This window comes from Hydrogenophaga sp. BPS33 (assembly GCF_009859475.1).
Taxonomy (GTDB): Bacteria; Pseudomonadota; Gammaproteobacteria; order Burkholderiales; family Burkholderiaceae_C; genus Hydrogenophaga.
In genome coordinates this window covers 264,846-284,354 of record NZ_CP044549.1, presented here as the reverse complement: position 1 = coordinate 284,354, position 19,509 = coordinate 264,846, and the positions used below count along the sequence as shown (strand labels likewise).

The window sequence follows — 19,509 nt, the reverse complement described above, 5'->3', positions numbered from 1 at the left end:
GGACCTGGCACTCCCCACCTTCTCCGCGTCGACCCCTCCCCCGAAGGGACACTTTGGACAGCCGCCGCGTCGACGCCGACGCCTGCGGCTGTCGGTGTCTCTGAGGTGCACCGGTTTACAACTTCTGGAGCCCATCCATGAACTCACCTGTGATGCAGGGCCTTACCCTCAACACCCCCCCCTACGTCAAACACGCCCGGCTGATCGCCTGGGTGGCCGACATGGCTGCCTTGTGCAAGCCCGATCAGATCGTCTGGTGCGATGGCAGCGAAGAGGAATACGCCCGCCTGTGCCAACAGCTGGTAGATGCCGGCACGTTGAAAAAGCTTGACCCGGTGAAACGGCCCAACAGCTTCCTGGCCTGCTCCGACCCCTCGGACGTGGCCCGTGTTGAAGACCGCACCTTCATCTGCTCGGCCCGCCAGGAAGATGCCGGCCCGACCAACAACTGGAAAGCGCCGGCCGAGATGCGCGCCACGCTGCAGCCGCTGTTCGATGGCTGCATGCGTGGCCGCACCATGTACGTGGTGCCGTTCAGCATGGGCCCCCTGGGCAGCCCGATCGCCCACATCGGCATCGAGCTCTCCGACAGCGCCTATGTGGCCGTCAACATGAAGCTCATGACCCGCATGGGCAAGGCCGTGTACGACGTGCTCGGCGCCGAGGGCGAGTTCGTGCCTTGCGTGCACACCGTGGGCGCGCCGCTGGCCGAGGGCGAGACCGACAAGACCACCTGGCCTTGCAACCCGACCACCAAGTACATCGTTCACTACCCGGAAACGCGCGAAATCTGGAGCTACGGCTCGGGCTACGGGGGCAACGCACTGCTGGGCAAGAAGTGCTTCGCCCTGCGCATCGCCTCCACCATGGGCAAGCGCCAGGGCTGGCTGGCCGAGCACATGCTGATCCTGGGCGTGACCAACCCGCAAGGCAAGAAATACCACGTGGCCGCAGCCTTCCCCAGCGCCTGCGGCAAGACCAATTTCGCCATGCTGATCCCACCCAAAGGCTTCGAAGGCTGGAAGGTCACGACCATCGGTGACGACATCGCCTGGATCAAGCCCGGCAAGGATGGCCGCCTGTACGCCATCAACCCCGAAGCCGGCTACTTCGGTGTGGCCCCGGGCACCAACACCGCCACCAACCCCAACTGCATGTCCAGCTTGGACCGCGACGTGATCTTCACCAACGTCGCGCTGACCGACGATGGCGACGTGTGGTGGGAAGGCATGGGCGAAGCACCGGCCCACGCCATCGACTGGCAAGGCAAGGACTGGACGCCCCAGATCGCCAAGGAAACCGGCGCCAAGGCGGCCCACCCGAACGCGCGCTTCACCGTTGCCGCCACCAACAACCCCGCGCTGGACGCCGCTTGGGACGACCCGGCGGGCGTGGCAATCGACGCCTTCATCTTCGGTGGCCGCCGCTCCACCACCGTGCCGCTGGTGACCGAGGCGCGCAACTGGACCGAGGGCGTGTACATGGCCGCCACCATGGGCTCGGAAACCACCGCCGCCGCCTTCGGTGCGCAAGGCGTGGTGCGCCGCGACCCCTTCGCCATGCTGCCATTCACCGGCTACAACATGAGCGACTACTTCCAGCACTGGCTCGACGTGGGCGCCAAGCTCGCGGCCCAAGGCGCGAAGCTGCCGGGCATCTTCTGCGTGAACTGGTTCCGCAAGGACGAGGCCGGCAAGTTCGTCTGGCCGGGCTTTGGCGAAAACATGCGTGTACTGAAATGGATGATCGACCGCCTGGAAGGTCAGGCCGGTGCCGGCGTGGAACACGCCTTTGGCGTGAGCCCCCGTTTTGAGGACATCCACTGGGAAGGTCTGGACTTCTCGGCCGACCAGTACCGCACCGTCACCCACATCGACAAGGCAGCCTGGACCCAGGAACTGGGCCTGCACAGCGAGCTGTTCACCCAACTGGCGTACCACCTGCCGAGCGAACTCGAAGAGACCAAGGCCGCGATCGAGAAGCGTCTGGCGGCTTGAGTTTGGCCAGGCCCGGCAGGAGGCTCGAACGGTCTGCGAGCCTCTACCGCCATGCCGATATGCGATCGGCAAACAAAAAAAACGCCACCGAAGGGTGGCGTTTTTTGTTTCTGTTGGGTGCGCAGGGCGCTGCGGGTCAGTAGTAGTGCGCCAGCTGACGGCGAGCGCGGGCCATGCCCACCCGGACCCAATAGCTCTGCTCCGCTTCAACGGCCTTCGGCGCTTCGGGCAGGCCCAGCGGCGCCAGGGCTTCGGCATAGGACTGCGTCACGGGCGCAGCCGGTTGCTCAGCCACTTCCTCCTGCGCACGCATGCGGGCGGCGGTCAGCTCGGCCATCAGACGGTGGTCCATGCGGGCCAATTTCCACAGGCGGGTTTCGGCGCGCGCTTCCGCCAAAGCCTGTGACCATCGGTCCAGCCCCACCGCGGCGCGACGGGCCAGCGAACGGGCGGTATCGGCAAACAAGGCCATGCTGGCGAAAACCACCACCCACAGGAGGACCCAGGCCAGGAACAACTGGTCATCGGCCCAGGTGCTGATCAGGCGGTCAGCGGACACCACCACCGCCGCCAGCACAGCAGCCAGCAACATGGCGGTCAGGCCACGGGTGTTTTCGCCGCGGCGGCGGACGCCCTCGATCCCCTTGTGCGCGGGGACAGATGCCGGGCGCGAGCCCAGCGGGGCATTGGGAAGGGAAACGATCGTGCTCATGGCGAACTCCTTTGGGGTAAATGTCTTTTGGACGAGCGAATGTTAGGGGAAACCCTCATATCTTTCCAATTTATCTTTGTGATGAATTACATTCACAAGAGTGATAAAAGACCTCAACTTCCGAACTTTGGATCTGAACCTGTTGCGCGTCTTCGACGAGGTCATGACCGAGCGCAACCTCACGCGAGCGGCGCACAACCTCTCGATGACGCAGCCCGCCGTGAGCAATGCGCTGCGCCGCCTGCGCGAGGCGTTGGGCGACGATCTGGTGCGGCGCTCGGGCTATGGCGTGGAGCCCACGCCCGCGGCCCTGACCTTGTGGCCCTCGGTGAGGGATGCCTTGCACATGCTGCGCGAATCGCTCGCGCCGGGTCATTTCGACCCCGCGAGCGCCCACAACGCCTTTCTGCTGGCCATGGCCGACGCCACCGCGGCCAAGCTCATGCCCGCGCTGATGGACATCTTTGTCAGCGAGGCGCCGAACGCCAACCTGCGCACACTGCCCCTGACCACACGCGATCCACGCGACTTGCTCGAGTCGGGGACGGTCGATCTCGCCATCGGCTATTTCCCCGGTGTGCTGGCCGAGTTGGGGGCTCAGCATCTGCAGGAACACAATCCGAACTTTCTCCACCAGCGGCTGTACGTCGGTGAGTACGTCGTCGTCATGCGGCGCAACCATCCGTTGGCGGGCAAGCCGATCGATCTGGACACGTATTGCGAGGCGCGCCATTTGTTGGTGAGCTTTTCGGGCCGTCCTTTCGGGTTCGTTGACGAAGCATTGGCAGCGATGTCGCGCCAACGCCGGGTGATGCTCACGGTCAATCAGTTTTTCACGGCTGGCCAGGTCGTGGCCACCACCGATCTGCTCACCGTGCTGCCGCGCCACTTCGTGGGCGCCACGGGCATGGAACATGAACTCGCACAGTGCGAGCTGCCCCTGCAGGTGCCTTCGGTGCATGTGGACTCGCTCTGGCATCGAAACGCCACCCACAACACCGCGCACCGGTGGTTGCGGCAGGCGGTAGCGCGCGCCGCCGCCCTTGAGCTCCGTGCCACCGGGGCCTGAAGGTCCTGGCCGACAATGCACACATGAAAATCCAGCTGCTCAGCGATCTGCACCTCGAAGCCAACCCCGATTTCGTGCCCACACCCGCGCCCGGCGCCGATCTGCTCGTACTGGCGGGCGACGTCGGCTCTTACCAGCTGCGCCGGGACGGCAGCGCCATGGCCGAAAGCGATTGGGGCCTGGGGCGCTTTGCCGATTGGCCGGTGCCGGTGCTGTTCGTCCCTGGCAACCACGAGTACGACGCCCTCGATGTGGACGAAGCCCACGGACAACTGCGCCAGACCTGCGAGCGCCTGGGCTTGATCTGGCTGGAGCGAGAGACGCGCGTGCTGCAAGGCGTGCGCTTCGTGGGCACCACCCTGTGGAGCGACTACGACGCGCTCGGCGATCGCGAGAAGGCCTACCGCGCGGCCAACCACTACCTCGTGAAGATGGCAGGTCGGCGCGCCGGACAGCTCTTTGACGCCGCAGCCATGCGCGAACTCGCGCTGGAGTGCCAACACTGGCTGAGCAACGCCTTGAACGAACCCTTCGATGGCCCAACGGTGGTCGTGACCCACTTTGCGCCCACGCTGCACAGCGCAGATCCGCGCTACGGGCTCACGCCGGGCACCGCGGGCTTCTGCAACGCATTGGAAGATTGGCTGGCGCAAGCCGATCTCTGGCTGCACGGGCATCTGCATTGCCCCACGGACGTGCAAGTGGGTCGTTGCCGCATCGTGGCCAATCCGCTGGGCTACGCCGTGAAAAACGAGCAGGATGGCTTCATCCCGCAACAGTTGATCGCGGTGCCCCAGCGCAGCTCAGTCGCATCGGTTTGAGCTACCACAAAGTCAATCGGTGCGCGACGCGAATACACTGCGCGATTGATGCAACCACATAGGAGATAACCTTATGAAGATTTTGTTGGCCGTTGATGGCAGTGCGTACACCAAGAAGATGCTGGCGTATCTGGCCACGCACGACGAGATGTTTGGTACCAACAACGATTTCACCTTGATCACCGTGCAAGCCCCGCTGCCGGCTCGTGCGCGCGCTGCAGTGGGCGCCGATGTGGTCAACGAATACTACGAAGAGGAGTCGGCCAAGATCACCAGCCCGGTGGTCAAGTTCCTCAAGCGCAGTGGCATCGACGCCAAGACGGTCCACAAGGTGGGCTCGCCCGGTGAGCAAATTTCCAAGCTGGCCGACGGTGGCAAGTACGACCTGGTCGTGATGGGCTCGCACGGCAAGAGCGCCCTGGGGAATCTGGTGATGGGCTCGGTGGCCACACAAGTGCTCGCGCACTGTGGTGTCCCGGTGATGCTGGTGCGCTGATCCTGAGACGGGCGCAAACACAAAGGGCCGCTGAACGCGGCCCTTTTTTATGCTTGAAGCGCTGCGGCGTCAGCGCGAGCGCAGCCCATCAAAGCAGGTGCTCAGCACCATTTCGATGATCTCCTCGTTGCTGTATTGCCCGCTGCCTCTCAGGAAGCCCAGCACCGGATCACAGGCACGCGCGTACAAGGTGTAGAGCACGGCAATGGGCGGCAGCGCAGCACCGAGGCTGCCGTCGGCCTGGGCGTCGGTGATCCATGCACCCAGGCGATCGCTGACTTCCATGAGTCCATCGACATAGGCCTTGTTGGTGTTCAGCGCCGCGCGCAGGCTGGAGTTTTCGCTCGGCAACGATGGCATTTCGCCGGCAAGTTGCACTTCCATGGTCCAGCGCGCCACGGCCTTGAGCTGGTCGATCGGAGCTGCGCCGGCCTGCTCGCTGGCCAGCTGGTCGAGAAAGGCGCGCGCGCGGTCCATCACCCGAACCATCGCTGCGGCGGCCAGATCCTCTTTGCTGGGAAAGTGCTTGTACAAGCTCGCCTTTGCAATGCCCACCTCCGCAGCCACCTCATCGACCGTCATGGCCTCGAAGCCCTTCTCGGCCAGCAAGCGGTTGACCGCCGTGATGATGGCGTCCTCGCGAGCAAGGTGCATCTGGGCGCGAAAACTGCGCTTGGGGGGCGTTTCAACGGGCGATTTCAGAGTGGCGCTGACCATGGGCAACCTTTTTTGACAGCTGGGGATTCTGCCGCAGATTGACGGTATCGTCGACATGTAAACCAAAAAGTTGTGTTACATACTGATCAGTCTACATTGTGACTTTTTAGGATAAGATCCGCTCCGGCATGCGCCATATCGCGCAAGCCCAACCCTTTACCGTAAGGATTCGTCATGAAAAAGACCCTGATTGCTTCGCTTCTGGCACTGGGCGCGATGGGCTCAGCCCACGCCGCCGACATCGTGGACACCGCTGTGGCGGCCGGATCGTTCAAGACGCTGGTCAGCGCTGTGCAGGCCGCTGGCCTGGTCGATACCTTGAAGGGCCCCGGCCCGTTCACCGTTTTCGCGCCAACCGATGAGGCCTTCGCAAAAATTCCCAAAGCCACGCTGGACGCATTGCTCAAGGACAAAGCCGCGCTGACCAAGGTGCTGACCTACCACGTGGTGCCCGGCAAAGTGATGGCCAAGGACGTGAAGGCCGGCACGGTCAAAACCGTGCAAGGCAGCATGGTCACGGTCGCGACTTCCGGCGGTGTCAAGGTGGACGCGGCCAATGTGGTCAAGACCGACATTGCAGCCGACAACGGCGTGATCCATGTGATCGACACGGTCATCATGCCGAAGTGAGTGCATCCCGCGATGCGCATGCCCCGCCTCGGCGGGGCTTTTTTCCGTCAGTCGGCGTCCTTGCCGGGCGATCGAAGGCTCTGGGCCGCAGCCCTGCGCAGCGCCGAACTCAAAGCGTCCAGCACGTCGGAGCTGAGGTTCCAGCAATGCCAGTGCAGGGCCACGCCCAGCCGGTGGCGCGGCGCGAGGTTCACCAGCTCGCCCCGTTCGATCAACTCGCGCACGCGCAATTCGGGCACCACGCTGACCCCCCAGCCCGCCAGCACGGCGCGCACCTGCCCTTCGCTGGAGGGCACGAACAACTGCTTGAGCATGACGCGCGACAGACCGAAGGCTTGCTCGACGAAACTGTGCTGCAGGTGGTCTTTGCGGTTGAATGCCACGAAGGGCTGCTGGTAGAAGTTGTGGGCGTTCAGGCCCTTGGGGCAATGTTCGGCGGCATAGTCCGCTCGCGCCACGGCCACGTAGTCCATCGTGCCCAGCTCTTCCATTTTGCAGCCACGCAGCGTCTGCCCCAATGACGTCACGCAACCCAGCACCTGGCCTTCGCGCAACCACTCGTGCGTGAACTCCTGGTCGTCGGTGATGATTTCGATCGGCAAGCCGCCTTGGGCCAGGCCGTCGAGCGCGGGCAACGCCCAGGTAGCGATGCTGTCGGCGTTGATCGCCACCGAAATGCGCTCTTCGTCACGGCCATGGCCAGTGGAACTGGGCGCGAGTTCCTTGAGATCCTTCTCCAGATCGGCGCGCAGCAGCCGCATCATCTTGGCGTGCTTGAGCATGAGCTGGCCCGCCGCCGTGGGTTTGAGCGGGCGGCTGCGCACGATCAGCACCGTACCCACCTGCGCCTCCAGCGCGCGCAGGCGCTGCGAAACGGCCGACTGGGTGATCGAGAGACGTTGCGCGGCACGCTCGAAGCCGCCTTCTTCGATGATGGCGGCCAGGCACTCCAGTGCGTCAGGGTCAAACGTGCTCATGGAAACCTCCGGCAAGGACGCGTACGGGCGCACCACACATAAGTCGTTCTGATGATTGCGATGTTAGTTTAATTTCTCTTCACCAAGCGCTCCGTTTTTTTGATACTGCATCCATTCACCTTACTTTTTGTGGAGCGGACCATGCAAGTCACGGTATTGGGCGCAGGCATCATTGGCATCAGCACGGCGTGGCACTTGCTGCAACGCGGACACGAGGTCACCGTGGTCGACCGGCAGGCGGATGCCGCGCTGGAAACCAGCTTCGCCAACGCGGCGCAGATTTCGGTGAGCTATTGCGAACCCTGGGCCAACAAGGACGCGCCCCTCAAGACGCTCAAGTGGATGTTCTCCGACGAGTCGCCGCTGCTGTTTCGCCCGCAACTGGACTGGGCGCAATGGCGCTGGGGCCTGCAGTTCCTCGCGCAGTGCAACGATGCGGCGTTCGTGCGCAACGTGGCGCAACTCGTGGCCTTGGGCGCATACAGCCATGCCGCGCTCAAGGAGGTGGTGGCCGACACCGGCATCGACTACAACCGGCTTGAGCGCGGCATCGCGCATTACTACACCGACCAGAAATCCTTCGACGGCGCGGCCGACGCCGCGGCCGTGATGCAGCGCTTTGGCGTGCAGCGCCGTGTGGTGTCGCGCGAAGAGCTGTTGCGGATCGAACCGGCGCTGAAGTCGTTTGGTGAGCGCATCGTCGGCGGCACGTTCACCCAAAGCGACGAATCGGGCGACGCGCGCGTGTTCACCCAGCAACTGGCCGCCTTGTGCGCCCAGCGTGGGGCACAACTGCTGTTTGGCCACGACATCGAACGCCTGGAAAGCGATGGCCGCGAGTTGCGCCAGGTGCGTGTGCGCGACCGCGCCACCGGTGCGGCGCGCGCGCTCAAGGCAGACGCGTTTGTGGTGGCCTGCGGCTCGTACACCACGCCACTGCTCAAGACGGTGGGCGTGAAAGTGCCGATCTATCCTGGCAAGGGCTACAGCGCCACGCTGCCCTTGCTGAATGCCGAGCGCGCGCCCTCGGTGAGCATGCTCGACGACCAGATGAAATGCGCCATCTCGCGGCTGGGCAACCAGTTGCGCGTGGCCGGCACCATCGAACTCGGCGGCTTCGATCTCGCGCTGGACACCCCACTGGCGCGCAAGCGCTGCGAGATGCTGGTGCGCCGCATCGAACAGGTGTTCCCCGGTGTGGCCGATACGCGCACGCCCGAACAAGGCGGCAACCCGCAGTTCTGGTGTGGCCTGCGCCCTGCCACGCCCACCAACATTCCATTGATCGGCCGCGCCCCGCTGGGCAAGCTCTGGATCAACGCCGGCCATGGCACGCTGGGCTGGACACATGGCGCGGGCTCGGGCAAGGCCATGGCCGAACTCATCAGCGGGGAGCAGCCGGCGATGCAATTCGCCTTCCACGGTATGGTCCCGTCGCGCGCACGGCCCATCGCATCGGCCCCCGCGCTCATAAAGCCTGCGCGCGCATCTCGCTGATCAGGGCCGCAGGCGCTCAACCATCCAGCCTTGCAGATCGAGCCACATCTGGCGCATTTCCGCGTCCAGCGGCGTGCGCAGCGCATTGGGCAGCTCGACTGTGACCACCGGCATACCCTGGTGCACGCCGCCGTAGTGGCCCAGGCTGCCGGGAAAGACACCGACCTGGTCGAGGAACAAGCGGCCCAGCTTCGTCGGCGGCGCTCCTGGGCCGTCGAAATCGAGCAGGCCGTAGGGCGCATGGATGCTCACGATCAGGTGCGGGTCGAAGCGGGTCATCTCCTCGTGCAGAAAGCGCGACTCGGGCTCTGATAAGGGCTTCGGCCCCGGCCAGCGGCGCGGGTCTTTGCGTGTGCGCCGCTCCCAGTAGACCTTGGCGTCGCGCTCCCAGTTGGGCGTGGGGAAGTTGCGGTTGAGATCCACGCCATTGGCGTTGGTGCGCCGCGCGTTGCGCAACAGCAGGCCATCGGGATTGAGCACGGGAATGAAGCGCCAGTGCGCATTGGCAGGGGCCTGCGCCGCATAGGCGATCCAATGCAAGGCCACCGACGTGGAAGACAGCTCGTCGCCATGCATGGCACCCACCACGAGCACACGCAGCCGGGCATCGGGTGCGATCACGTCGCGCACGTACAGCTTGCGGCCTTTCACCGATCGACCGGCCGTGGCGCGCAGCGCCGCCGCATCGCACAGAGCGCGCGAGAGGTTGGGCAGGCGGGCGACCAAGGCCACGCACGGGTTCTCGTTGGCCACGGTGCGGTGGTGCGCGGGACCACGCAGAGGTGACGCCGCGAAAGCGCCCACCGCCAGGGACGAAATGCCCAGTGTGACGGCGCACGGTGCGAGGCAGCGAAACAGGAAGGGGGTGCGGTGCATCGGCGCATTCTAGGGATGCGCTCTCAATCGCCCTTCTCACCCACTTCGTAGAGCGTTTCGCGGCCCATGCGGTCCAGGATGAGCTCGGCGGTCCATGGCAGCATGAGCGCACCACAGCGACTGTCACGGTACAAGCGCTCCAGCGGCAGGTGCTTCATCATGCTCTGGCCACCGCAGGTGCGCAGGGCCAGGCGGGCGATGTCGTTGGCGCCTTCCATCACGCTGTAATGCGCGGCATAGAGCCGAAGCTTTTCATCTTTCGAGGGATTGGGCTTGGCCTCCGCGATCGCGCGCGCGAACAGGCTCTTCATGCTCTCGAGTTGGATGCGCATCTGCGCCACCGCGATTTGCTTGGTGGGGTATTGCCGGCGCTCGACCGGCGGCTCGCCCTCGACCTCGCCGCGCAGGTACTTCACAGTGAAGTCGTAGGCCGCCGTGGCCACGCCCAGGTAGGTCGGCGAGAGCGTGAAGAACATGGCGGGCCAGGTCTGCGCTCCCTTGAAGTAAAGGCCGCGTGGCATGAGCTGTTCGGCGTCGCTCACGAACACGTCGTGGAACGCGAGGTTGCGGCTGACGGTGCCGCGCATGCCCAGCGGGTCCCACTCGCCACCGATGGAGAAGCCCGCGCTGGTCGCAGGCACGCTGATGTAGAGCGTGTCGCGCGCGTCGGGGTGCTCGTCGCCTTTGTCCTCGGTGCAGAGGATGCCGTAGTAGTCGGCCGCGCCCGACAGGCTGGCGAAGATCTTGCGGCCGTTGATGCGCCAGCCACCCTCCACCTTTCTCGCGGTGGTGCCGAAAGGCGCGCGTCCGGCCGCCGCGGCGCTGCCTTCGCTGAAGGGTTGGGCATAGACCGCGCCGCCGTTCACGATGCGCTGGAAATGCAGCTCGCGGCGCGCAGCGTGTTCGGTACGCTGCACATCGGTCATGGCGATGCCGTCGGCCAGCACACCGGTCCACAGGGTGCTGCAGATGTGCATGTTCCAGGTGAGCGCGGTGGCACCGCAGAAGCGCCCGATCTCGGCCGCCACCATCATGTAGGTGGCGTAGTCGGCGCCCAGGCCGCCGTGCGTGGTGGGCACGCAGAGCCGCAGGAAGCCGGCTTCGCGCAGATCGTCGTAGTTCGCAAAGGGGAAGCTGGCCTCGCGGTCCCAAAGCGCGGCGCGCGGCGCGAAACGCTCGCGGCCGAGCGTGTGTGCCTTCAGGAGAAGCTCGCGCTGCAACGCCGTGAAGGGCATGTCGCCCACGGCCGGGGTGAAATCCAGTGACGGTGTCGTGCTCATGCACTTGTCCTGTGGAAGAACGATCAATGAATAGCACGCGTCTGCGCCAGGAAATCGAGCAGCAGGCCGTCGAACTCCTCGGGTGCTTCCAGGTTCATCAGATGGCCGATGCCCTTGAGCTCTTCGTAGCGCGCGTGCGCGATGTCTTGCGCCATCTGCTGCATCACCGCCGGCGCAGCCACGCGGTCGAACTCGCCGCCGATGAGCAGCGTGGGCACGGCGATGTCTTTCAGCGCCGACTGCCGGTCGAACGTGACGAGGCAATCGAGCGCGCGCCGGTAGGTGGCCGCGGGCACACCGCCCATGCAATGCTCGGCCAGGCGCACACCCTCGGGCATCGAGCCAGGACCGACCATCTGCGGCACCAGTTTTTGCGCCACCTCGACCATGCTCTTGCCTTCATCCAGCGGCGCGGTTCGCTGTGCCACGAACTGCTGCGCCCACGCATCGGCGCCGCGACCATCGGCGCGTTTGCCGAACGCGGCCGAGGTGCCGCACAGCACCAGGCGGCTCACGCGCTCGGGATACCGCGCCACCACTTCCTGCGCCACCATGCCGCCCATGCTGTGGCCAAGCAACACCACGTGATCGCACTGCAGGGCATCGATGAGGTTGACGCAACTCTGCGCCAGGCCCTTGAAGGTATACGGTTCGATAGGTGCGCTGTGGCCGTAGCCGGGCATGTCCCAGGCCACCGCGCGGTAACCGGCCGCCGCCAGCGTTTCTACCTGCGGCGCGAAGGCGACGTGCCCACCGCCAATGCCGTGCAGCATCAAGACCGTGGTGCCGCTGCCCAGGGTCGTGAACTTCGGGATCATGCGGCCACCACCTTTCCGGCGTCGACCACCGTGTGGCCGTCGAGCTGCACGGTGCAGGCGCGCAGCGGAAAGTCGAAGTGCCCGCGTGTGTGGCGACCGGCGACTTCGTTGGCACCGGTGCTGTAGAGAAAGTTGCCGGCGAAGGCGCGCAGTTCGGTGCCGTTGAAATCGCGTTTGTCGTAGAGCGCCATGCTGTCCCAGCGGGCGTTTTCGTTCAGTCCATATCCCATGTGGCTCACGGCGTAGGCCTCCTTTTCATTCCACGCCGCGTAGTGGCTGCGCAGCAGCTGCGCGTCCACACCGCGGCCCTCGATATGCGTGATGTGGTCGTTGTCGATCGCGAGCGCAATCGGGTTTTCAATGTAGCGCTTGAAGGTGAGGTTGACGTCGCCTTCGGCCAGCACGAGGGTGCCGTTCACGCTGCCTGCGGCGGGAAACGCCAGCACCAGGCCGCCGGGCCAATGCGTGAGCGTACCGGGACGCGTGGTGCTGCCCCAGTTGCCGCCCGACACCGCCCCCTGCAAGGAGATGCGCAGGTCGGTGCCCGAGGCCGAGGTAACGCGCATGGTCTGTGCGGCGCGCAGCCGCTTCACATGGTCTTTCACGCGCGCTTCGGTGGCGTCGTCGGGCAGCAGCCGCGCCAGCGCTTCGGGGTGTTCGTTGCTCACGTAGACGACGCGCGGCTGCGTGCGGCCATCGCCCTTGAGGATGACCGGCAGCTCGGGCGCGTGCATCAGGCCTTCGACCGTGCAGTCCAGCACCAGCGTGCACGCCGACAATGCCGCGATAACGGGGCCCAGCTGCTGGATGGCAGGACTGGCGCCGGTGGAGCGCGACACGGGCTCGCCCGCCGGGCCGAACACCGAAGGCAGCATGAGCATGAACGCGCGTGCGTGCATGCGGGCCGCCGCCAGGCGTGCCAACTCCAGCAAAACCGGCCGGCTCTGGGTTTCACCGAGAATGGCCACCGTGTCGCCGGGCTGCAATGCACAACGGCGCAACACCGTTTCGAAGGCGTCGATCCAGGCGGGTTCAGTCCGCTCCTGCAACATGGGCTTATCTCCTTGTCGCGCCATTATTCATGAATATTCATGTAAATTCCAAGCATGTCCCCTGCCCTTTCCGCCGGCCATCAGGCCCGGCCTCCCGATTTTTCGGCGCTGGAGTTTCGCGCCTCTCTGGGCATGTTTGCCACGGGCGTCACGATCGTGACGGCCCGCACCGACAGCGGCGAGCTCGTCGGTCTTACCGCCAATTCGTTCAACTCGGTGTCCTTGTCGCCACCGCTCGTGCTCTGGAGCCTGGCGCGCACGGCGGGTTCGATGGCCGCGTTCTCCAACGGCCGCCACTACGCGATCAATGTTCTGGCCGCCGATCAGCAGGCGCTGGCCGAACGCTTCGCCGCGCGCGGCACCGACCGCTGGACCGGCGTGGCGTTCACCACCGGCGTGAGCGGCGCGCCGGTGCTCGACGGCGTGGCCGCGAGCTTCGAATGCTTCAACCGCAGCCAGTACGCCGAAGGCGACCACGTGATCTTCGTGGGTGAAGTCGAGCACTGCGGCCACCGCCCCGAAGCCTCGCCCCTGCTGTTCCACGGCGGGCGCTTCTACGCCGAGCACCCGTTGTGAGCCGCGCTGACAGCTTTGTCGACGACTACCTGGGCTATCTCCTGGGACTGGCGAACCACGCCTTGTTCAAGGAGTTCGACGCGGTTGTGCGCGAAGCGGGCCTGAGCGGTATCGAGTGGCGCGTGCTGGCCACGCTCAGCGCACAGCCCCCCATGTCGGTGGGCCAGCTCGCGTCGGAGGTGCTGAGCCAGCAACCCACGGTGACCAAGCTGGTGCAGCGTCTGGCCGCGCAGCGCTGGGTGACGCTGCGTGGCGACCCGGCCGATCAGCGCCGCACGCTGGTTGGCATCACCGCCGCCGGACAGAAGAAAGTGGCACCCCTGATCGCGCAGGCACGCGAACACGAGAGCGCCGCACTCGGCGCGCTGAGCGAGGCCGAAGTGCGCCGCCTCAAGGACCAGTTGCGCCGGCTCGCAAGAACCGCCTGAGCCCGCCACACCTGCAGACCACCCCGCCCATGACGCCCACACCCCAGCGCAAAACACACCTCGACGCCCTGGCCATCACCTTGCTCGTGGCGTGCTGCGCCTTCTGGGGGTTTCAGCAGATCCTTATCAAGAGCACGGTGGCCGAGGTGCCGCCGATGTGGCAGGCCTCGATCCGCATGGTGGGCGCGACGCTGCTGCTCTGGGCCTGGTGCGCCGCCCGTGGCATACCGCTGTTCGAGCGTGACGGCACGCTGCGCGCCGGCGTCTTGGCGGGCTTGTTGTTCGCGGGCGAGTTCTGCGGCATCTACCTGGGCCTGATGCACACCAGCGCCTCGCGCCTGACGGTGTTCCTGTACACCAGCCCTTTCGTGGTGGCCATCCTGTTGCCCCGCGTCGTGCCGAGCGAGCGGCTGCGGCGCATCCAGTGGATCGGTCTGGTGGTGGCGTTCCTGGCCGTGGCCATTGCCTTCAGCGAAGGCTTTCTGCACAGCTCCCCGGTGACGGGGCAATGGCGGGGCGACCTGCTGGGGTTGGCCGCGGGCGTGTTCTGGGGCCTGACCACGCTGACCATCCGCGCGACCACGCTCAGCACGGCCAGTGCCGAGAAGACCTTGTTCTACCAACTCGCCGTCACCGCGGTGGTCGCGCCGGTGCTCTCGCTGGCGATGGGCGAGAGCTGGCGTTTCGACTACTCCGCCATGGCCTGGGGTTCCGTCGCGCTGCAAACGGTGATCGGCGCGTTCGCCAGTTACCTCACCTGGATGTGGATGCTGCGCCACTACCCCGCCACGCAGATGTCGAGTTTCACGTTCCTCACCCCCGTGTTCGCGCTGGTGTTCGGCGTGGTGCTGTTGAGCGAACCGCTCACGCCCCAACTGGTGGTGGCGCTGGTGGGCGTGGCGGTGGGTATGGTGTTGGTCAGCCGACGGGCTTGACCGTCGCAGCGCGCTCAGCCGCGAACCGCAGGTACCAGTCCAGGGAACCCGGATTGGCCATCGCCTCGCGGTTGATCACCTTCTCCAGCGGCTGGCCCAGCAGCAGCTTCTTGATCGGCAGTTCCTGCTTCTTGCCCGAGAGCGTGCGCGGGATCTCCGGCACCTGGAAGATGGCATTGGGCACGAAGCGCGGGGACAGCGCGGTCTTGATGCGGTCGTGGATGCGCTGCTGCATCGCGTCATCGAGCGCAACCCCATCGCGCAGCACCACGAAGAGCGGCATGTAGCTCTCGCGCCCGAGGTATTCGAGGTCGACCACCATCGAGTCCAGCACCTCGGGCAGGGCCTCGACCGCGCTGTAGAGCTCGCTCGTGCCCATGCGCAGGCCGTGGCGGTTGATGGTGGCGTCGGAGCGGCCGTAGATCACGCACGAACCGTCGGCGTGGATGCGCAGCCAGTCGCCGTGGCGCCAGACGGCACCGGCCTCTTCGCCCAGGTCACCGCCGCCCGGTTTGCGGCCCTGGCCGGGCGGGTAGGCATCGAAGTAGCTGCCGATCAGGCGTTGATGGTCGGTGTCGCCCACGAAGTACAACGGCATCGAGGGGATCGGCTGCGCGCACACGAGTTCGCCCACCTCGTCGATCACCGGTTGGCCCTGCTCGTTCCAGGCCTCGACCGCGCAGCCGAGCAGGCGGCATTGCATGCGCCCGGGCGTCTGCGGCAGCTCGCGGTTGCCGCCGATGAAGGCGCCGGCGAAGTCGGTACCGCCGCTGATATTGCACCACCAGATGTCTTGCTGCGCCGCGTTCCGCGCGATGCGTCGGAACTGCTCCGTGCCCCACCGCTGCGCGTCCTCCGATAGCGGTGACCCGGTGGTGCCCAATGCACGCACCGGGGACAGGTCGCCACATGCCGCGAGATCCACGCCGGACTTTAGGCAGTTGGCGAAGAAGGCTGCGCCCGCGCCGAAGAAGCTCACGCCTTCCTCGGCGGCAAAGCGCCAGAGCGTGGTCCAGTCGGGCTTGTCCTTGCTGCCGCCTGGGTTGCCGTCGTAGATCACGCAGGTGGTGCCGTTGAGCAGGCCGCTGGTCTGCGCGTTCCACATCACCCAGCCGGTGGAGCTGTACCAGTGGAAGCGCTCGCCCCAGCTGTTGGCCTGGTAGCTGCAGCCCACGTCGTTGTGCAGGCACATGAGCGCGATGCCCACCAGCACGGTACCGCCATGCCCGTGCACGATGGGCTTGGGCAGGCCGGTGGTGCCGCTGGAATAGACGATCCACAGCGGGTGGTCGAACGGCAACCACAGCGGTTCGAAGGCGGCGGTGGCCGCGTCGTCGCGCGCGGTGGCCGCAACCAACCGGGTGCAGGGCGCGGCGGCTTGCAGCGCAGCGGCCTGCGCCTCTTCGCTCTCGGCCAGGTGGGTGTGCAGCAGCACGTGGCGCACGCTGGGCAGCGCGGCGCGAAGTTCGGCCACCACACCCAGCCGGTCGTGGTCGCGCCCGGCGTGGCGCACGCCATCGCAGGCGATCAGCACCACGGGTTCGATCTGGCGAAAGCGGTCGAGCACGGCGTTCGTGCCCATGTCCGGCGCGCAGATGCTCCACACACCCCCGATCGAGACCGTCGCGAGAAAGGCGACCATGGCTTCGGGGATGTTGGGCAGGTAGGCCGCCACGCGGTCGCCCGGCTGCACGCCTTGCGCCTGCAGGTGCTGCGCGAGCGAGGCCACCTGGCGGCGCAACTCGGGCCAGCCGAGCTCGGTGCGTCGACCCTTCTCGTCGCGACCGATCACCGCCGCGAATCCCGCTTCGTGCGCCTGCCCCACATGGCGCAACACCTGCTGCGCATAGTTCACGCGCGCACCGGTGAACCATTGGGCACCGGGCATCACGTTCTTTGCGAGCACGGCCGTGTGCGGCGTGGGCGACTGCAGATCGAAATAGTCCCAGATGCTTTGCCAGAAGCCGTCGAGGTCGGTGGTGGACCAGCGCCAAAGCGCGTCGTAGTGGTCGAACTGCAGGCCGCGGTGTTCGGCGAGCCATTGCTGGTACAGACGGATCTGGGGCAGGTAGGACGGGGTGGGGTGGGATGTCGCCATGGTGGCGTGCAGCGTATCGCGCAGCGAGCCGATTGCAAGTCTTGTCAGCTCAGGGTTTGTACGGGTGTCCAATATTTTTGTACAACCGTACATTCCGCTCCATGTCCAGCGCCCACCCGCCCACCAAGACCGCACGAAGCGCCAAAGGTGGCAAGCTGGCGCCACGCCCCGATCGCAAGCAGGCCATCCTGCTCGCGGCCGAACGCCTGTTCGCGCAGTCCGGTTACCACGCAGTGAGCATCCGCCAGATCGCCGAGGAGGCCTCGGTGCCACTGGCGCTGGTGGGCTACTACTACGGCCAGAAACACGAACTCTTCCACGCGATCTTCGAACACTGGCGCGACACGGTGAACGAGCGCCTGGCCTTGCTCGCCGCAGCCCGCAACGGCCCGCGCGACGCGCAGACCCTGGAGCGCATGGTGAGCGCCTTTGTCGAACCGGTGATGCGCATGCGGGCCAGCGCCGAGGGCGAGTACTACGCGTTGCTGGTCGCGCGCGAACTCGCTTACCGCACGCCCGACGCCGACCGCGTGCTGGCCGACTACTTCGATCCGATGGCGCACGCCTTCATCGACGCGCTGCACGACGCCTGCCCCAACAGCAGCCGCGCCGACGCCGCATGGGCGTACCAGTTCGCCTTGGGCGCACTGATCCACCACATGAGCGACTCGCGCATCGAGCGCCTGTCGCACGGTGAGAACACGCCCTGCGACCCGCGCGTCACCGCGCGCCTGATCCGCTTCATCACCGCCGGCGTGCAGGCCACGCTGGGCACCGGCGCACCGCCTCCCCGTTCCCGTTCAAGCAGTTCCACGACAACCCGTTCCACGACAACCCGGAGACGCACATGAAGAACCACGCCCTCAAACCCTGTTTGCTCCTTGCCGCACTGGCCCTGTCGGCTGGCGCCGCGCAGGCGCAGCAGGTCATCAAGCTCACCGCCGCCGCTGGCCATCCACCGGTGTTCCTGTGGGTCAAGACGCTGGACGAGGTGTTCATTCCCGAGGTGGACAAGAAGCTCGCCGCCGCCGGGGGCAAGTACAAGATCGAGTGGACCAAGGCCTACGGCGGCACCTTGGTGAAGTTGGGCGGCGAGTCCAAGGGCGTGGCCGATGGCGTGGCCGATGTGGGCGTGGTCAGCACGCTGTTCGAGGCCGCCAAGTTTCCGATGCAGAACGTGTCGTACTACACGCCCTTCGGCACCGACCGCATCGACCTGGTGAGCAAGACCATCGCGGACATGCAAAAGAGCATTCCGTCCATGGCCGACGCCTGGACCAAGAACGGTCTGGTCTACCTGGGTGGCATGGCGCTGGACTCGTACCACATCTGGTCCAAGTTCCCGATCACCAAATACGAGGATCTCAACGGCAAGAAGATCAGTGCGCCGGGCCCGGCGGCCAACTGGATCCGCGGTACCGGAGCGGTGGGCGTGGCCGGTACGCTCAACTCATACTACGAAGACATCAAGTCCGGCGTGTCCGACGGTGCGGCGGTGTTCACCACGGGCGCCGCAGCGGCCAAACTGCACGAGGTGGCGCCCTACATCACCAAGGTCAACTTCGGCTCCCAGTTCGCTGGCGGCATTGCCATCAACAAGCGCCGCTTCGACCGCATGCCACCGGAGGTGCAAAAGGCGATCCGCGAGGCCGGCGATGCATGGACCGCGCAGTACGCCACGGCGCAGACCGCGCTGATGGAAGCGCGCATGAAGGAAATGAGCGCGGCCGGCGCCAAGATCAGCGAGCTGAGCGATGCCGAGCGCAAGCGCTGGGCCGACGCGCTCTCACCGGTGGCCAAGACCTGGGCCGCCGATGCACAGAGCAAAGGCCTGCCCGCGCAGGACGTGCTCAATGCCTACATGGCCGGCCTGATCCGCGCTGGCGCGAAGGTGCCACGCGACTGGAGCAAATAACGTGAGCGAACTCCCTGTACGGCAGGCCGATGCGCCGCCTGCCGAAGGAGCGGGCGCGTCCGACTCCTACGGCGCCGCCCTGCCCTTCGGCCTGCACCGGCTGTTCGGCGTCATGAACGCCCTGGGTACCCTGTGGATTCTGGCGCTGATGGTGCTGATCAACCTCGATGTGTTCGGCCGCAACCTGCTCAGCGCGCCCGTGCGCGGCGTCACCGAGCTGGTGTCGCTGTCCATCGTGGGCATCGTGTTCCTGCAGTTGAGCGACACCTTGCGCACCGGCCGCTTCACACGCGCCGACATCCTGCTCGATCGGCTCAAGCGCACCCGCCCCGCGCTGAACGATGCACTGCATGCACTGTTCCACGCCGTGGGCCTGGCGCTGATGGTGGTCATCCTGCTGGCGAGCTGGGAGCCGCTGGTGGAATCGATCCGCATCCGCGAATACGTCGGCGCCATTGGCGACTTCCAGGCACCGGTGTGGCCGGTGCGTCTGATCACGCTGGTGGGCTTGACGGCCACGGCGCTGTGCTTCGGGCTGCTGGCGTGGATGGATCTGCGCCGCCTGGCCCGCCGCCGCCAACCGGGAGCCACGGCATGAGCCCCGCACGGAAGGTC

20 protein-coding genes are annotated in these 19,509 nt (G+C 65.9%); 12 read left to right on the top strand and 8 right to left on the bottom strand.

Translation table 11 applies throughout. The features are described from left to right. The first annotated feature begins 137 nt into the window (after window positions 1-137). Complete coding sequence (locus F9K07_RS01340; RefSeq protein WP_159588633.1) at window positions 138-1,997, top strand: phosphoenolpyruvate carboxykinase (GTP); 1,860 nt, start codon at window positions 138-140, stop codon at window positions 1,995-1,997. A gap of 136 nt (window positions 1,998-2,133) precedes the next feature. Here F9K07_RS01340 and F9K07_RS01335 read toward each other — a convergent pair whose 3' ends face one another. Next, window positions 2,134-2,709: a hypothetical protein gene (locus F9K07_RS01335; protein ID WP_159588631.1), complete on the bottom strand. Its 576-nt coding sequence runs from the start codon at window positions 2,707-2,709 to the stop codon at window positions 2,134-2,136. A 103-nt stretch (window positions 2,710-2,812) separates the two neighbouring features. Here F9K07_RS01335 and F9K07_RS01330 point away from each other — a divergent pair, with 103 nt between their 5' ends. From F9K07_RS01330 to F9K07_RS01320, 3 genes are all read left to right on the top strand, one after another. Next, the gene (locus F9K07_RS01330; RefSeq protein WP_159596771.1) at window positions 2,813-3,778 is read left to right on the top strand and encodes a LysR family transcriptional regulator; all 966 of its coding nucleotides are present in this window, start codon (window positions 2,813-2,815) and stop codon (window positions 3,776-3,778) included. 23 nt (window positions 3,779-3,801) lie between these two features. Then, window positions 3,802-4,599, top strand: coding sequence for a metallophosphoesterase (locus F9K07_RS01325; RefSeq protein WP_159588629.1), 798 nt, complete (start codon window positions 3,802-3,804; stop codon window positions 4,597-4,599). Between the two features lie 73 nt (window positions 4,600-4,672). Continuing rightward, window positions 4,673-5,095: a universal stress protein gene (locus F9K07_RS01320; protein ID WP_159588627.1), complete on the top strand. Its 423-nt coding sequence runs from the start codon at window positions 4,673-4,675 to the stop codon at window positions 5,093-5,095. A gap of 69 nt (window positions 5,096-5,164) precedes the next feature. Here the strand turns inward: F9K07_RS01320 and F9K07_RS01315 are convergent, their stop codons facing one another. Further along, on the bottom strand, window positions 5,165-5,812 hold the full coding sequence (locus tag F9K07_RS01315) for a TetR/AcrR family transcriptional regulator (RefSeq protein WP_236581771.1): 648 nt from the start codon (window positions 5,810-5,812) through the stop codon (window positions 5,165-5,167). Window positions 5,813-5,986: 174 nt separating this feature from the next. Between F9K07_RS01315 and F9K07_RS01310 the strand changes: the two genes are divergently transcribed. Further along, the gene (locus F9K07_RS01310; protein WP_159588625.1) at window positions 5,987-6,442 is read left to right on the top strand and encodes a fasciclin domain-containing protein; all 456 of its coding nucleotides are present in this window, start codon (window positions 5,987-5,989) and stop codon (window positions 6,440-6,442) included. A 47-nt stretch (window positions 6,443-6,489) separates the two neighbouring features. Here the strand turns inward: F9K07_RS01310 and F9K07_RS01305 are convergent, their stop codons facing one another. Further along, window positions 6,490-7,419 carry a LysR family transcriptional regulator ArgP gene (locus tag F9K07_RS01305; RefSeq protein WP_159588623.1) on the bottom strand — a complete coding sequence of 310 codons (930 nt, stop codon included), beginning with the start codon at window positions 7,417-7,419 and terminating at the stop codon, window positions 6,490-6,492. A gap of 141 nt (window positions 7,420-7,560) precedes the next feature. Between F9K07_RS01305 and F9K07_RS01300 the strand changes: the two genes are divergently transcribed. Beyond that, on the top strand, window positions 7,561-8,916 hold the full coding sequence (locus F9K07_RS01300; RefSeq protein ID WP_159588621.1) for a D-amino acid dehydrogenase: 1,356 nt from the start codon (window positions 7,561-7,563) through the stop codon (window positions 8,914-8,916). Here F9K07_RS01300 and F9K07_RS01295 read toward each other — a convergent pair whose 3' ends face one another. The 4 genes from F9K07_RS01295 to F9K07_RS01280 are packed head-to-tail and all read right to left on the bottom strand — an operon-like array spanning window position 8,917 to window position 12,942. Beyond that, on the bottom strand, window positions 8,917-9,792 hold the full coding sequence (locus F9K07_RS01295; protein ID WP_159588619.1) for a M14 family zinc carboxypeptidase: 876 nt from the start codon (window positions 9,790-9,792) through the stop codon (window positions 8,917-8,919). It abuts the gene before it with no gap. 23 nt (window positions 9,793-9,815) lie between these two features. After that, a complete protein-coding gene (locus F9K07_RS01290) occupies window positions 9,816-11,072 on the bottom strand; it encodes an acyl-CoA dehydrogenase family protein (protein ID WP_159588617.1) in 1,257 nt (418 codons plus the stop codon). 23 nt (window positions 11,073-11,095) lie between these two features. Beyond that, window positions 11,096-11,890: an alpha/beta fold hydrolase gene (locus tag F9K07_RS01285; RefSeq protein ID WP_159588615.1), complete on the bottom strand. Its 795-nt coding sequence runs from the start codon at window positions 11,888-11,890 to the stop codon at window positions 11,096-11,098. Continuing rightward, the gene (locus F9K07_RS01280) at window positions 11,887-12,942 is read right to left on the bottom strand and encodes a peptidase M29 (RefSeq protein ID WP_159588613.1); all 1,056 of its coding nucleotides are present in this window, start codon (window positions 12,940-12,942) and stop codon (window positions 11,887-11,889) included. Before F9K07_RS01280 ends, F9K07_RS01285 begins: the two co-directional genes overlap by 4 nt. Before the next feature lie 54 nt (window positions 12,943-12,996). Here F9K07_RS01280 and F9K07_RS01275 point away from each other — a divergent pair, with 54 nt between their 5' ends. From F9K07_RS01275 to F9K07_RS01265, 3 genes are read left to right on the top strand one after another with little or no spacing between them, the layout of a single operon-like run. Beyond that, complete coding sequence (locus F9K07_RS01275) at window positions 12,997-13,518, top strand: flavin reductase family protein (protein WP_159588611.1); 522 nt, start codon at window positions 12,997-12,999, stop codon at window positions 13,516-13,518. Further along, window positions 13,515-13,946 (top strand): MarR family winged helix-turn-helix transcriptional regulator, encoded by a 432-nt coding sequence (locus F9K07_RS01270; RefSeq protein WP_159588609.1) that lies wholly within the window; start codon window positions 13,515-13,517, stop codon window positions 13,944-13,946. Before F9K07_RS01275 ends, F9K07_RS01270 begins: the two co-directional genes overlap by 4 nt. 29 nt (window positions 13,947-13,975) lie before the next feature. Next, a complete protein-coding gene (locus tag F9K07_RS01265; protein WP_159588607.1) occupies window positions 13,976-14,881 on the top strand; it encodes a DMT family transporter in 906 nt (301 codons plus the stop codon). Here the strand turns inward: F9K07_RS01265 and F9K07_RS01260 are convergent. Next, window positions 14,865-16,979 (bottom strand): acetoacetate--CoA ligase, encoded by a 2,115-nt coding sequence (locus F9K07_RS01260; RefSeq protein WP_159588605.1) that lies wholly within the window; start codon window positions 16,977-16,979, stop codon window positions 14,865-14,867. The genes F9K07_RS01265 and F9K07_RS01260 overlap by 17 nt on opposite strands. A 101-nt stretch (window positions 16,980-17,080) precedes the next feature. Here F9K07_RS01260 and F9K07_RS01255 point away from each other — a divergent pair, with 101 nt between their 5' ends. From F9K07_RS01255 to F9K07_RS01245, 3 genes are read left to right on the top strand one after another with little or no spacing between them, the layout of a single operon-like run. Further along, window positions 17,081-17,830: a TetR/AcrR family transcriptional regulator gene (locus tag F9K07_RS01255; RefSeq protein ID WP_159588603.1), complete on the top strand. Its 750-nt coding sequence runs from the start codon at window positions 17,081-17,083 to the stop codon at window positions 17,828-17,830. After that, window positions 17,827-18,894 (top strand): C4-dicarboxylate TRAP transporter substrate-binding protein, encoded by a 1,068-nt coding sequence (locus tag F9K07_RS01250; RefSeq protein ID WP_159588601.1) that lies wholly within the window; start codon window positions 17,827-17,829, stop codon window positions 18,892-18,894. Before F9K07_RS01255 ends, F9K07_RS01250 begins: the two co-directional genes overlap by 4 nt. Window position 18,895: 1 nt before the next feature. Then, complete coding sequence (locus F9K07_RS01245) at window positions 18,896-19,492, top strand: TRAP transporter small permease subunit (RefSeq protein ID WP_159588599.1); 597 nt, start codon at window positions 18,896-18,898, stop codon at window positions 19,490-19,492. Window positions 19,493-19,509: the final 17 nt, after the last annotated feature.